This is a genomic window from Arcanobacterium wilhelmae, from assembly GCF_029632765.1.
GTDB classification, from domain to species: domain Bacteria; phylum Actinomycetota; class Actinomycetes; order Actinomycetales; family Actinomycetaceae; genus Arcanobacterium; species Arcanobacterium wilhelmae.
This window is the reverse complement of record NZ_CP121247.1, coordinates 964,048-977,236: the sequence shown is the minus strand read 5'-3', so window position 1 is coordinate 977,236 and position 13,189 is coordinate 964,048. Positions and strand designations below refer to the sequence as shown.

Below are 13,189 nucleotides of genomic sequence, written 5' to 3'. Positions count from 1 at the left end.
CCTAGGCGAGAGTAATCAGCTCCAGATAGTCATCCGACCACAGGTCCTCGTCGGCGTCCGGAAGCAGTAATACACGATCTGGTTCCAGCGCTTCCACAGCCCCTTCGTCGTGCGTCACCAGCACAATGGCGCCCTTGTATGAACGGATCGCTTTCAAGATCTCCTCGCGCGAGGCAGGATCCAGATTGTTGGTCGGCTCGTCCAGGAGCAATACGTTCGCCGCTGAGATCACGAGCATTGCGAGAGCAAGGCGGGTTTTCTCGCCACCGGAGAGCACGCCGGCCGGCTTGTCGACGTCGTCGCCCGAAAACAAGAACGAGCCGAGCACGTTACGCAAATCCGTATCGTTGAGCTCGGGCGCGCTCTTCGCCAAGTTCTCGACGACGGTCGCGGAATTGTCAATCGTTTCGTGTTCCTGGGCGTAGTAGCCGAGCTTGAGACCGTGCCCCGCAACGACCTCACCAGAGTCGGGTTTCTCCACTCCTGCAAGGAGTTTCAGGAGCGTCGTCTTACCTGCTCCGTTGAGCCCAAGAACCACCACTCGCGAGCCACGGTCGATCGCGAGATCCACCCCTGTGAATACTTCAAGCGATCCGTAGTTCTTTGTCAGCCCCTTCGCCATCAGCGGAGTCTTTCCCGACGGCGCTGGCTCAGGCAGCCGCAGATGCGCCACTTTCTCCTCCTGGTGGACTTCCTCGAGGCCTTCGACGAGCCGCTCGGCACGCTTGATCATGTTCTGAGCGGCCACGGCTTTCGTAGCCTTCGCGCGCATCTTGTTGGCCTGCGCGAGGAGCGCTTCGGCCTTCTTTTCCGCGTTCGCACGTTCCCGACGACGGCGCTTCTCGTCTGCCTCACGCTGCTTGAGATAAGCATCCCAGCCCATGTTGTACTGGTCGATCACCGCGCGGTTGGTGTCGAGATACCACACGTGATTCACCGTATCCGCCAAAAGATCGACAGAGTGGGAGATCATGAGGACACCGCCCGGATAGGAGCGAATGAAATCACGAAGCCAGATCAGCGAATCGTGATCCAGGTGGTTAGTCGGCTCGTCGAGGAGCAAGGTATCAGCCTGCGAGAAGAGCACGCGAGTGAGTTCAACGCGGCGCCGCTGACCGCCCGAAAGATGGCCGAGCGGGGAATCGAGCACACGCTCATCCAGCCCCAGGGCCGCAGCAATCTGAGCAGCTTCAGCGTTCGCCGCATATCCGCCCGCCGCCGCGAACTCCGCATCGAGGCGCACATAGCGTTCCATCGCCTTGATCTGCTTCGGCCCTTCGAGCGTCGACATCTCACGTTCTGCCTTGCGGATGCGGCGCATTGTTTCTGCGATGCCTCGCACCGACAGGATACGATCTCGTGCAATCTGCTCGGGATCGCCCGTGCGCGAATCCTGCGCCAGGTATCCGATCGTTCCGCTTCGCGAAATTTGCCCCGAATGCTCGATCACTTCAGGGATGTCGCTTTGGCCGGACAGGACGCGGAAAAAGGTGGTCTTACCGGCGCCGTTTCGCCCGATAAGCCCCACCTTGGTTCCCTTGGCCACACGCACGGAGACGTTCTGCATCAGGGTGCGGGTACCAATTCGCATGGAAAAATCGGAGGTCTGAATCACGCAAGCCATTGTACCGGCTATGGGGAGCCTCAGTATTGAGCCCCACGTGTTATCAAGCACGTCACGCACAATGTGAGTAGTGTGTGGGACTAAAGGTGTACTTCACTCCAACACAGGGAGAATTTTCATGAGTTTCAACGACGATGTCACGCTCGACACATCTGGTGTCCGTACAGGCGGCGGGCGGAGAGGTGCAGCCATCGGCGGCGGACTTGGAGGTTTCGGCCTCGTCGCCGCCGTCATCTTCTACCTTGTGACTGGGCAATTTCCGAACCTCGGAAGCGAGGTCAGCGCACCTGTCAACGACCGCCCCGCAACAGACATTGCGGCAGAGTGCCGAACCGGCGCTGATGCGAACTCCTCCGACCGATGCCGCATGGTCGCAGGAAAGAACTCGCTCGACCAGTTCTGGAATGCGCAGCTCGCCTCCGAAGCCGGGCTCAAGTACTACGCTCCCACGCTCAACCTGTACTCAGGTCAAGTCGCCACCGCATGTGGAACCGGCTCGAACGCCGTCGGGCCGTTCTACTGTCCCGGCGACCAAACGATCTACATCGATACCACGTTCTTCGACCAGCTCAAACGCTTCGGCGCCGACAACACGTCACTGGCCCAGCTCTACATCCTCGCCCACGAGTGGGGCCACCACATCCAAAACCACACCGGTGACCTGCAAAAGATTGACCATAATTCTTCCGGCCCTACCTCTTCGATGGTGCGCTCGGAGCTTCAGGCAGACTGCCTGGCTGGCGCGTGGATGCACAATGCCTCCACGGTCAAAGACCCAGACACCGGCATCCCGTTCATGAAGCAACCCACAGCTGAGCAGATCAGCTCAGCGTTGAATGCCGCAGCCGCCGTCGGCGACGACCGTATCGCCCAAAAAGCCGGCATGAACGCGAACCCGGATAACTTCTCCCATGGTTCGTCCGCTAAGCGCGCCGAATGGCTCGAACGCGGCCTCGAAAATGGCACACTCGAAGCGTGCAACACGTGGGCGGTTGATCGCCCATAGGTGCCCCGACTCAAGAAAAATGTGGCGGACCCGGATGGACCCGCCACATTTTTGTTCCGATAACACTCACACGTTAAAGCCCAGAGCACGCAACTGCGCACGTCCGTCGTCGGTGATCTTGTCTGGACCCCACGGCGGGAGCCATACCCAGTTAATCCGGAAGTCGTCAACCAAGCCGGCGGTCGCAACCGCAGCTTGCTCCTCGATCATGTCTGTGAGCGGGCAGGCGGCAGATGTCAACGTCATGTCGGCAATCGCCGAATTCCCCTCGAGTGTGATCCCGTACAGAAGTCCGAGATCAACGACGTTGATGCCGAGCTCCGGATCGATCACGTCGCGGAGAGCTTCTTCGATATCCGCCACATTCGGCGGTGCAACATTTTCACTCATCAGTTCTCCTTCGCTTTGAGAGCCTTGTCGGTGGCGTCGCGCAACGCCATCCACCCCAACAGCGCACACTTGATGCGCATCGGGAACTTCGACACACCTTGGAACGCAGAAGCATCCTCGAGAAGATCCGCCTCTTCCGCCGAAATCTCGGCGCCCTGCTTGTCCATCATGGCGCGGAACGTCTCGTACAGGTGCTCGAATTCATCGACAGTCTTTCCCTCAACCATTTCATTGAGGATCGAAATCGACGCCTGGGAAATCGAACACCCGGAACCATCCCAACCAACGGTTTCGAAATGCACCCCGTCGTCGGCGAGCTTGACCTGCATCGTCACTTGGTCGCCACACGTGGTGTTGACCTGGAACGACTCGCCGTCAGGAGAATCCAACAGACCCTCACCGTGGCGTTCCTTCGATGCCTCCAGAATAATCTCCTGGTACATCTGTTCAAGAGCGCTCATTCATCCTCCAATCCGAAGAACGGCCGCACCTTCGCCAGGGCGGCAAGGAAAGCGTCCACTTCTTCTTCCGTGTTGTACGCAGCAAACGACGCGCGGCTCGAGGAGTCCACCCCGAAGTGGCGGTGAACCGGCTGCGCGCAATGATGCCCTACTCGTACTTCAACGCCCAGCGAGTCCAAAACCTGCCCGACGTCGTGCGGATGGACTCCGTCCACAGCGAACGCCACGGCTCCCCCACGATCGAACGTGGTGGTCGGGCCGATCACGCGTACGCCAGGGATCTTCACGATGCCCTCGAGAGCGCGCACGGTCAGTGCGTGCTCGTGAGCGGCGATTTTGTCCATCCCGATTGCGCTTAGATAGTCGACGGCGGCCCCGAGGCCGATTGCCTGCGCGACCGGCTGCGAGCCGGCCTCGAATTTCGCGGGTGCCGGCAGGTAGGTGGTTTTGTCCATCTCGACTACCGCCACCATCGACCCTCCGAAGAGGAACGGCGGAAGCTCTGCGAGTAGTTCTCGCTTGCCGTACAGGCCGCCGATGCCCGTTGGCCCCATCATCTTGTGGCCAGAAAAGCATGCGAAGTCGACGTCGAGATCATGGAAGTTCACGCTCATGTGGGGAACCGACTGGCACGCGTCGAGAACAACAAGCGCACCAACTGCGCGAGCTGCAGCGACGACGTCGGCGACAGGGCTGATCGCGCCCGTCACGTTGGACACGTGAGTAAACGCCACGACCTTCGTACGCGCGTCGATCACCCCGAGTGTGTCGAGATCCAGACGGCCATCCTCCGTCAGCGAGATCCAGCGCAGCTGCGCGCTGGTGCGCAACGCGAGTTCCTGCCACGGCACAAGATTCGAGTGATGCTCAGCTTGCGTGACCACCAGGTTGTCGCCCGGCCCAACGCGGAAGCGTTCACCTCCGCGCCCAAGGCTCGCATTGCCGATCGAGTACGCCACGAGGTTGAGCGCCTCGGTGGAGTTCTTCGTCCATGCGATCTCGTCCGGATCAGCGCCAACGAACCGCGCCACCTTCTCGCGCGCCTCCTCGTACGCCACAGTTGCCTCGGCGGCGAGCTGGTGCGAACCGCGCTTCACAGCGCCGTTCGAATACAATTCCGCGCGATTAACAGCGTCGATGACCACCTGCGGCTTTTGCGACGTCGCACCAGAATCGAGGTAGACGAGCGGCTTCCCGTCCGCAACGGTTCGCTGCAGAATCGGGAAGTCCTCGCGAGGTGCGGGGGTGTCCATCAGGCGCGGTCCTCGCCGTAGTTCTCGTAGCCCTCAGCCTCGAGCTTGTCAGCAAGCTCCGGACCGCCGGACTCCACAATGCGGCCGTCCACGAACACGTGCACGAACTGCGGCTTGATGTACTTGAGGATACGCGTGTAGTGGGTGATGAGCAGGATGCCGTTGCCGTTGTTCTCGTGAACGCGGTTCACGCCCTCGGAAACGAGGCGCAAGGCGTCGACGTCGAGGCCCGAATCGGTTTCGTCGAGCACAGCGAACTTCGGCTTGAGAACCTCCATCTGGAGGATCTCGAGGCGCTTCTTCTCACCGCCGGAGAAGCCGACGTTGATGTCGCGGTTGGCGAACTCCGGATCGACCTTGAGGTCGGTCATGGCCTGGTTCATGAGCTTGACCCACTCGCGGACCTTCGGTGCCTGCCCGTCGATCGCCGTCTTGGCGGTACGCAGGAAGTTGGTCACCGACACGCCCTGCACTTCCACCGGGTACTGCATGGCGAGGAAGAGGGCAGCGCGTGCGCGCTCGTCGGCGGTCATTTCAGTGACGTCGACGCCGTCAAGGAGGATCTGCCCTTCCGTGACGTGGTACTTCGGGTGGCCAGCAATCGCGTAGGCGGTGGTGGACTTGCCCGAGCCGTTCGGGCCCATGACAGCGTGGATTTCGCCGTCGTTAACCACGAGGTTCACGCCCTTGAGGATCGGCTTGGGGCCATCTTCGGTGTCGACCGAGACGTGGAGATTCTTCAGTTCCAGTGTGGACACGTTGTTTTCTTTTCTCTTGGTAGGAATAGGTTAAAAGTCGATGACGACGGCGTCGCCTTCGGTACGAGTTGGGTAGGTTGTGATCGGCGACGACGCCGGCGGGTTCAGCGACTCGCCGGTGAGCAGATCGAACACGGAGCCGTGGCGGGTGCATTCGATGGTCTCGTCTTCGACGAAGCCCTCCGAGAGCTTGAAGCGGCCATGGCTGCACCGGTTATCCATGGTGAACCAGTGGTCCGAAGCCGAGTGCACGACGGCGAAGGAGTGCGGCCCGTGTTCGGTTTCGACCGTAAAGGCTTCCACTTCACCGGGTGCGACATCGCCAATCGCACACACCACGAGATCCGACATCACAGCTCTCCTGTCAGGTTGAGCTCTTCTTCGATCTTCTCCATGAGCTTGTTTTGCACGCTCTCTACACCGATCTGGTTGATGAGCTCGGCGAAGAATCCGCGAACGACGAGGCGTCGAGCTTCGTCTTCTGGGATACCGCGCGCCATGAGGTAGAAGAGTTGCTCGTCGTCGAAGCGTCCCGTGGCCGACGCGTGGCCCGCTCCCTCGATCTCACCTGTTTCGATTTCGAGGTTCGGCACCGAATCGGCACTTGCGCCCTCCGTCAAAATGAGATTGCGGTTGAGCTCGTAGGTATCGGTTCCAATGGCGTCCTTGCCGATCAGCACGTCACCCACCCACACCGAGTGGGCCTCAGTGCCCTGGAGCGCACCCTTGTAGGCAACGTTCGACTTGGCGTTGGGCACGTTGTGATCGACGAAGAGACGGTGTTCCATGTGCTGGTACTCGTCGACGAAGTACGCGCCGAGCATCGTCACGTCGCCTCCCGGACCAGCGAAATCAACGCTGGACGTGATGCGGATGAGATCTCCGCCGAGGGAGACAACGATATGCTTGAGCGTGGCATCGCGCCCCACTTTGATGCGGTGCGACGAGGCGTGCACTGCCTTCTCGTCCCAGTCCTGCAACGTGACGAGCGTCAGATGCGCACCATCTTCAAGGTTGATTTCCACGCCCTCGGCGAGCTTGCCGCCGCCAACGTGATCGAGGATGACGGTTGCTTCCGAGTGGCGTTGCGCTTCAACGTAGAGATGAGCAGGAACGACGCCGGAGCCACCACTACCGTTCAAGGTCACGATAACTTCGTCGGCAACCTTTTCGTCTTTCGGGATCGAAAGAACGTAAGCCTTGTCGAAGCTCTCCCAGGTAGTCGCTCCCACGCGGTCCTCCGGCGGGATTGTGGAACCGAGACGCGGATCATCGCGGCCAACCTCCACGAGCTCGACTCCTCCGTGTGCTGATACCGTCAGACCGGTTCCTGCGAAGGAATCCGCGAAGAAATCCTCCACCCGCTCAAGCGGAGTAAAACGCCAGTCTTCCTCAGTGCCCTGCGGAACACCGTAGTCGGCACCCTTGAAGGACAGCGGGCGATCAGCGCGCGACGATCCTGTGTTCTTGAATTCGTCAGCCATCAGCCAACTGCTCCTTCCATCTGCAACTCAATGAGGCGGTTCAATTCGAGCGCGTACTCCATCGGGAGTTCGCGCGCGATCGGCTCGACGAAGCCGCGAACGATCATTGCCATCGCCTCTGTTTCTTCCATGCCGCGCGACATGAGGTAGAAAAGCTGGTCTTCGCTCACCTTCGACACGGTGGCCTCGTGGCCCATTTCGACGTCGTCGGTACGCACATCCACGTACGGGTAGGTGTCCGAACGCGAGATCTGGTCCACGAGCAGCGCATCGCACAAAACGTTCGACTTCGAGTGGCGTGCGTTCGGGTTGACCTTTACCAGACCGCGGTATGCAGCGCGGCCGCCGCCACGCGCAACAGACTTCGACACGATTGACGAGTGGGTATTCGGAGCCATGTGCACCATCTTGGAACCGGTGTCCTGATGCTGGCCCTCACCCGCAAAAGCGATCGAGAGGGTCTCGCCTCGGGCATGCTCACCCATCAGGTAGACGGCCGGGTACTTCATGGTCACCTTCGAACCGATGTTGCCATCGATCCATTCCATCACGCCGCCCTCTTCAACCATCGCGCGCTTGGTCACAAGGTTGTACACATTGTTCGACCAGTTCTGGATGGTGGTGTAACGCACGCGCGCATCCTTCTTCACAAAGATCTCCACCACTGCCGAGTGAAGCGAGTCAGAGGAGTAAATCGGCGCGGTACAGCCTTCGACATAGTGGACGTAGGAACCTTCATCCGCGATGATCAGGGTACGCTCGAACTGTCCCATGTTCTCCGTGTTAATACGGAAGTAGGCCTGAAGCGGGATCTCCACGTGCACGCCCTTCGGGACGTAAACGAACGAGCCGCCCGACCACACGGCTGAGTTGAGCGACGCGAACTTGTTGTCGCCCAGCGGAATCGCGGTACCGAAGTACTCCTCGAAGATTTCTGGGTATTCGCGCAGGCCAGTATCCGTATCGAGGAAGATGACGCCCTGCTGCTCAAGATCTTCGCGGATCTTGTGGTACACGACCTCCGATTCGTACTGAGCGGCGACGCCGGCGACAAGACGCTCCTTCTCAGCCTCCGGAATTCCGAGGCGATCGTAGGTTGCCTTGATATCGGCGGGCAGATCCTCCCACGATGCGGCGGCGCCCTCGGTGGACTTCACATAGTACTTGATCGAATCAAAATCGATCCCGGAAAGGTCTGCACCCCAAGTCGGCATCGGTCGGCGTTCGAACAATTTGAGGGCCTTCAGACGCTTCTTCAGCATCCACTCGGGCTCGCCCTTGCGCGCCGAAATGTCGCGGACCACTTCTTCGTTCAGGCCTCGCTTGGCCTTGCTTCCAGCCTCATCAGAATCATGCCAGCCAAACTGGTAGTTTCCGATCGAGGCGATTGTCTCTTCCTGGGACAGCGTTTCTTTCTGCCCCACTGCAGGTTGGGTCATGGATTTCCTTTCCAATGGCGAATTGCCAATGAGCGCTCACGCGCCCAAGTTTTTTCTCGGATTCCCCAGCGGGATATTGGTGGTGCATACGTGCGCCCCGCCAGCCAACGTGGACAGGCGCTGGATGGGCACATCCAGCAGCCGTGCGAAGGCGCGGGTCTCTGCCTCACACAGCTCGGGAAATTCTGCCGCCACATCCTGGATCGGGCAATGTCCTTGGCACAGCTGGATAGCAATACCTCGAGGACCGCCCGAACGCAAAGAGGTAGCGTAGCCGTCCTTATTCAATCCATGTGCAAGCATCTCGACACGTTCGAGCGGATTGTTCGCTCCAGCCAATGCGGCAGAGTAACGCTTTTCGATCTCCTCGACTCGGCCATCGACGAACTTTGCGACAGCGCCCTGTCCAAACTCGGACTTCATGAAAGACAAGGTCGCATTTGCGATATCCGCGTATCCTTCAGCGAGCTCTGCCTGCCCCGCCTGGGTTGCCACATACTTCCTCGACGGTCGGCCACGCTTCGCGGGGCCAATGTTCGGAACGTTATGCTCGGCAATCAAACCGTCCGAAACAAGCGACGAGACATGACGCCGGACAGCAGCCGGGGTTAATACCAGCATCTTTGCGAGCTCACCGGCGCTGATCGGCCCGTGTTCGATAATGAGCCGGAGCACCTGGTCACATGTGCTGCTGTCGTTCAGCTCAGACATGTTCACCTCCAGCACTTCGTGTTTAAGAAACATTTTTGTTTCTAAAATCGACAATTGCAAGTGCTTAGGCCGAATGTCCCTGTGACGCACGTAGCTTTTCCACGACGCCTGTGGCGAAACCCGCACCTCAAGTAATTGGAATCACTCAATTCAACGAATATCGAAACGTCGAGCCGCTGCAAGCGCGCCGATCACCAGGCTCGGCGAAGAAAGCTGCCCCGCAACGACAGCGTCGACAACGTCAGCGAGCGGCACCCACCGCTTAACGATTTCGGCTTCCTCCGCTTCGAGTACGAAGCCTTCCGGTAGGTTGCTCTCGTGCACCGACGTCGCGAGGAAGATCGTCACTTTCTCCGTGCTAAAACCCGGCGACGACGCGTAATGCGCGAGGACGTCCCACTCGTCTGCGGCGAGCTGCGCCTCCTCAGCCAACTCGCGCTTGGCTGCGTCGCGCGGATCCTCCCCCTCGTGATCGAGAAGACCCGCGGGGATCTCCCACATCAGTTGCTCAACAGGATGGCGATACTGACGGATCAGCAAAATCTCAGGGGTCTCAGTCCCACGAATCGCGACAATACCAACGGCGTCGTCGTGCACCACGACGTCACGCTTGGCAGTATCTCCCCCACGAAAACGAAGCGTATCGTGGCGTACCGAGAAAATCGGCGACGAAGCCTCGTTACTGGAGTTGAGCACGTCGACGTGCGTGGGCGCGTCAACATCTTGGAGTTGTTCCTTCATGCGGATTTCCCTTTCAATGCAACAATCGCTTTCCGATCGACAACGAGCAGCGCCGCTCCCCCGCCCGCGACGACGATAGCGCCAGCTACGACAGCGGCAACGACAGCGCCGCCAAGACCAGGAACAACGCCCATCAGCATCACGGAGGCAAACCAGGCTGCGACCGTCATCACAACGAGCACGGGAAGAAGCAATGCCACGAGGCGAACAACGCCGGCGATTGCGCGTTCACCTGCAACCGACCGAATTGCCACAAGCTGTGCAACCGCACCCAGGCACATACCCACGCTCATTGCCACGCCGACCAAGACAAGCGTCGCAATACGACCCTCGACGCCAGCAAGCCAACCAACCGCGAGCACCAACACGACGCAAACCCACGCGAGCGAATTCGCGCGCACCACGCGCCCTCCGGCGTCGAGCGCGTACAGCACCCGAGCACCGTGATATAGCAATGAGAAACCAACAAGCGAGACGCCCATTGCCACCATCGCCTGCTCAATACCAGGAATAGAACGTCCCACTGAGATCACGAGAGCAGCCGGCCTCGCAACTGCAATTAAGACGCTACCTGCAAGCATTCCCGCGGCGATCACCAGCCTCGTTGAACGCGCAACCAACAACTGAGAACCCTCACGGTCCCCACAGCCAACGGCGGCCGAGATCCGGGGGAAAACCGCAGTTGCAATCGGCACCGCAAGCACGGCATATGGGACCATATACAGCGAATACGCGTAATTGTACGCCGCGTAGGCGCCAACTCCACCGAGCGCGTTCGTCGTCACCATGATCGCGATAATCGCAACCTGTTGCGCGCCAAGCGCCGCGAGCCCGGCACCCGCAAGCCGTAACGTACGCCTGCCAACACCGACAGGGAACGCAAACGTCGGCCGAACTGTGACAAGCCGCATCACAGGGACCAGTTGCGGTAACGAAAACGCCACAACTCCGAATGTTGTTCCCCATGCAAGCACGGCAAGCTCACCCGCGCTCGGCATGGCGTGCGGCGTCGAGCCTGCGCCATATACAACAAAAGCCACCGTCACGACGATCGACGAAATTAGCGGGGAGAGAGCCGGAAGTACAAAACGGCCGTGTGCTTGAAGTACGCCCGTCGTCACCACGGAAATCCCATACAGAGGAATCTGGAAAGCGAAGACCCTCAAGAGAGACGTTGCAACTTCATGGGCCTGTGCACTCGCTCCTGCCCCAAGCACAGCCCCAGAAATCGGACCCGCCAATGCAACGACAGTAACCGCAAGCGGCACGCCGACAGCAACAACCCATGTCAGGAGAGCAGACACCGTCTGTTCAGCATCCGCCCGCTGCTTCTTCGCGAGAAATCCCGAGATCAGTGGGATTACGGCGCCAGCAAGTGCTCCGCCAGCCGCAACTTCAAACAAAACGTTCGGGATCGTATTCGACGTGTCGTATGCCGTTGCGACGAGACCATCGGACAACGCCCACGACTGCGCAAGTTTGCGGACCAGGCCCATCAGCCGAGACGCGAGGGTCAATACGGCGATCACGCCTGCCGCCCCCACCACGGAGGCAAGCAACTTCTTCACGGTCGGCCCAACTGATCAATGAATCGCAGCGGAGCGCACTCATCAATTACTTTCGAAAAAGACACTTTCTCCGAGACGTACATCATACCGACGACGACGGCAGTAACGGCGAGTCTCCCACCCAACGGAAGACGTCGAGCAAGAGCAACGCCGAGCTGAGCGCCCAGTGCATTCGCGCCGAGGTCCCCGAGCATAGTGTCGCCATGAAGATCCGTGGGAAGGGAGGCCACCGATGATCCTGCAACTGCGAGCGCCGCTTTATCTCCTGAGAGCCCCAATGGAACAGCGGTAGCCAAAGCTACCTTCAACGCACGACCTGGACGCAAGTCGAACAGGTTCACGACGTTCGCGCTCGACGCAATCAGAACAGTATTGAGCGCAGCGTCGCACAGCCGCGTGACACCGCGAGAACGCGAAGCAACACACCAGCCAGAAACTGCGGCACCCGCCCCGACTCCGAGGATCTTCACTGCACCCGACGTGATGTCACCACGCGCCAACGCTCCGAGGTGGCCCTTGAATCCCTTGCCCATTGTAGAAAAAGAATCCTCGTGATGGTCGTCAACATAGCCAGCGACCGCACCTGCAGCCCCCGCAATAGTTGCGGGGATATCGCCACTGACAGCGCTCGCCACAACAGCTCCTGCAGCGCTCGCTGCCCCTCCGGTGAGCGACACCGTGCTCCCGCTATACGATGGGCGATCCCACTTCGGCAAGCTCATTTTGGCGAGAGCAGCTGTTGCTACCCCCGCAACAACCGCACCGAGTAGCGCCGGCCGGATCACTTTGCGCCTTCTGACGCGGATGGTGCTGGTGTCGGCGCCTTCTCCAGCGGGCCAACGGCGGCGCTCACGCCGTCGTCAAATCCCAGGTGAACGTCTTTTCCAGCAAGCTCCTGAACGAGCGCGAGAACGACGTTAAGCTGAGAGATCGTCAGTGTCGGCGAATCCACCGTCGAGGCCTTGCCTTTTGCGCCACGAACCGCTGTGACCACATCATTGGGAGAATCAGCTGCGCCGAAAGCAACCGTTGGAGCGTTCGCCGCAAGCTCCGCAACGACGCCTGCATACGCCTTCGCGTCGTATTCGATCTGCGCCTTTTGCTCTGAAGTCGCCGTAGTAGCGGAAACGTCCGCATCGGGTGCCACGACTACAACGGCGTCGGCCTTCGCTTTCATATCCTCAAGCGTAACCAGCGGAGTCTTCGCTCCCGTCAGCAAATTCGGAAGGTCGGCGTTCGCCTGGTCGGACGTACCGCGAGTGGCAATCTGGGTCAAGGCACCCGCGAGAACGCCGTTCGCGTCCGTGCCAGCAGGGGCCTTCGCAATGTAGCTCTTAATTTGATCAGCGAACGCCGAACGGAACGCAGTGTTTGCCGACGATGTCCACGCTTCCTTCACGTTCGCTGTGCCCGTGACGGTGGCACCCGCCTTCGCGACGGCGTCGCGCGCCTGACTCACTACGTCGTCGGCAGCTCCCGGCAGCACAACGAAGGCCACGGTTTTGCCAGAAAGGGCGTTCTCGGTGAGCGACGGAATGAGCTGGGCCATCGCCTGATTTTGCGAGTCCTGAGCCCTCGTCAGCGCCTCATTCTCGGTCGCGAGGGCGGCATTCGTATCCGACAGTGCCTCCACACGGTTCGACAGTGCGCTTCCGATGGAATTTTGGAGGGGACCCGCCCCAAGGATCACGCCGATCGCCAGCGCGAGAAAGACCGACACCAGCGAAACGAGGTGGTAACGAAAATCAACCATG

14 protein-coding genes are annotated in these 13,189 nt (G+C 59.9%); 1 reads left to right on the top strand and 13 read right to left on the bottom strand.

Features of this window, described 5'->3' with window-relative positions; genetic code table 11:
* Nucleotide 1: 1 nt before the first annotated feature.
* Nucleotides 2-1,615: an ABC-F family ATP-binding cassette domain-containing protein gene (locus P8A24_RS04330; RefSeq protein WP_278060092.1), complete on the bottom strand. Its 1,614-nt coding sequence runs from the start codon at nt 1,613-1,615 to the stop codon at nt 2-4.
* 127 nt (nt 1,616-1,742) lie between these two features.
* Here P8A24_RS04330 and ypfJ point away from each other — a divergent pair, with 127 nt between their 5' ends.
* Nucleotides 1,743-2,630: a KPN_02809 family neutral zinc metallopeptidase gene (gene ypfJ / locus P8A24_RS04325; RefSeq protein ID WP_278060091.1), complete on the top strand. Its 888-nt coding sequence runs from the start codon at nt 1,743-1,745 to the stop codon at nt 2,628-2,630.
* 66 nt (nt 2,631-2,696) lie between these two features.
* Here ypfJ and P8A24_RS04320 read toward each other — a convergent pair whose 3' ends face one another.
* The 12 genes from P8A24_RS04320 to P8A24_RS04265 form a co-directional block, all read right to left on the bottom strand.
* Nucleotides 2,697-3,089 carry a metal-sulfur cluster assembly factor gene (locus P8A24_RS04320; RefSeq protein WP_370870573.1) on the bottom strand — a complete coding sequence of 131 codons (393 nt, stop codon included), beginning with the start codon at nt 3,087-3,089 and terminating at the stop codon, nt 2,697-2,699.
* The gene (gene sufU / locus P8A24_RS04315) at nt 3,020-3,481 is read right to left on the bottom strand and encodes a Fe-S cluster assembly sulfur transfer protein SufU (protein ID WP_278060089.1); all 462 of its coding nucleotides are present in this window, start codon (nt 3,479-3,481) and stop codon (nt 3,020-3,022) included. The genes P8A24_RS04320 and sufU overlap by 70 nt, the downstream gene beginning before the upstream one ends.
* Nucleotides 3,478-4,734, bottom strand: a complete 1,257-nt coding sequence (locus tag P8A24_RS04310) for a SufS family cysteine desulfurase (protein WP_278060087.1) — start codon at nt 4,732-4,734, stop codon at nt 3,478-3,480. Before P8A24_RS04310 ends, sufU begins: the two co-directional genes overlap by 4 nt.
* Complete coding sequence (gene sufC, locus P8A24_RS04305) at nt 4,734-5,492, bottom strand: Fe-S cluster assembly ATPase SufC (protein WP_278060085.1); 759 nt, start codon at nt 5,490-5,492, stop codon at nt 4,734-4,736. The genes P8A24_RS04310 and sufC overlap by 1 nt, the downstream gene beginning before the upstream one ends.
* 30 nt (nt 5,493-5,522) lie before the next feature.
* Nucleotides 5,523-5,843, bottom strand: a complete 321-nt coding sequence (locus P8A24_RS04300; RefSeq protein WP_278060083.1) for a Rieske (2Fe-2S) protein — start codon at nt 5,841-5,843, stop codon at nt 5,523-5,525.
* Nucleotides 5,843-6,976, bottom strand: coding sequence for a Fe-S cluster assembly protein SufD (gene sufD, locus P8A24_RS04295; RefSeq protein ID WP_278060081.1), 1,134 nt, complete (start codon nt 6,974-6,976; stop codon nt 5,843-5,845). The genes P8A24_RS04300 and sufD overlap by 1 nt, the downstream gene beginning before the upstream one ends.
* Nucleotides 6,976-8,415, bottom strand: a complete 1,440-nt coding sequence (gene sufB / locus P8A24_RS04290) for a Fe-S cluster assembly protein SufB (protein WP_278060079.1) — start codon at nt 8,413-8,415, stop codon at nt 6,976-6,978. The genes sufD and sufB overlap by 1 nt, the downstream gene beginning before the upstream one ends.
* A gap of 36 nt (nt 8,416-8,451) precedes the next feature.
* Nucleotides 8,452-9,126, bottom strand: a complete 675-nt coding sequence (locus tag P8A24_RS04285; protein WP_278060077.1) for a helix-turn-helix transcriptional regulator — start codon at nt 9,124-9,126, stop codon at nt 8,452-8,454.
* 150 nt (nt 9,127-9,276) lie between these two features.
* Nucleotides 9,277-9,867 (bottom strand): NUDIX domain-containing protein, encoded by a 591-nt coding sequence (locus P8A24_RS04280; protein WP_278060075.1) that lies wholly within the window; start codon nt 9,865-9,867, stop codon nt 9,277-9,279.
* Complete coding sequence (gene murJ, locus P8A24_RS04275) at nt 9,864-11,435, bottom strand: murein biosynthesis integral membrane protein MurJ (protein ID WP_278060073.1); 1,572 nt, start codon at nt 11,433-11,435, stop codon at nt 9,864-9,866. The genes P8A24_RS04280 and murJ overlap by 4 nt, the downstream gene beginning before the upstream one ends.
* Complete coding sequence (locus P8A24_RS04270; RefSeq protein ID WP_278060071.1) at nt 11,432-12,220, bottom strand: hypothetical protein; 789 nt, start codon at nt 12,218-12,220, stop codon at nt 11,432-11,434. The genes murJ and P8A24_RS04270 overlap by 4 nt, the downstream gene beginning before the upstream one ends.
* Nucleotides 12,217-13,188 carry a copper transporter gene (locus P8A24_RS04265; protein ID WP_278060069.1) on the bottom strand — a complete coding sequence of 324 codons (972 nt, stop codon included), beginning with the start codon at nt 13,186-13,188 and terminating at the stop codon, nt 12,217-12,219. Before P8A24_RS04265 ends, P8A24_RS04270 begins: the two co-directional genes overlap by 4 nt.
* Between the last annotated feature and the right edge of the window lies 1 nt (nt 13,189).

Excerpts from the sequence above, each read along its gene's own strand:
- P8A24_RS04310 (WP_278060087.1), bottom strand. The coding sequence starts at position 4,734 with ATGGACACCCCCGCACCTCGCGAGGACTTCCCGATTCTGCAGCGAACC.
- sufD (WP_278060081.1), bottom strand. The coding sequence starts at position 6,976 with ATGGCTGACGAATTCAAGAACACAGGATCGTCGCGCGCTGATCGCCCG.
- ypfJ (WP_278060091.1), top strand. The coding sequence starts at position 1,743 with ATGAGTTTCAACGACGATGTCACGCTCGACACATCTGGTGTCCGTACA.
- P8A24_RS04300 (WP_278060083.1), bottom strand. The coding sequence starts at position 5,843 with ATGTCGGATCTCGTGGTGTGTGCGATTGGCGATGTCGCACCCGGTGAA.
- sufU (WP_278060089.1), bottom strand. The coding sequence starts at position 3,481 with ATGAGCGCTCTTGAACAGATGTACCAGGAGATTATTCTGGAGGCATCG.
- sufB (WP_278060079.1), bottom strand. The coding sequence starts at position 8,415 with ATGACCCAACCTGCAGTGGGGCAGAAAGAAACGCTGTCCCAGGAAGAG.
- P8A24_RS04265 (WP_278060069.1), bottom strand. The coding sequence starts at position 13,188 with ATGGTTGATTTTCGTTACCACCTCGTTTCGCTGGTGTCGGTCTTTCTC.
- P8A24_RS04285 (WP_278060077.1), bottom strand. The coding sequence starts at position 9,126 with ATGTCTGAGCTGAACGACAGCAGCACATGTGACCAGGTGCTCCGGCTC.
- P8A24_RS04280 (WP_278060075.1), bottom strand. The coding sequence starts at position 9,867 with ATGAAGGAACAACTCCAAGATGTTGACGCGCCCACGCACGTCGACGTG.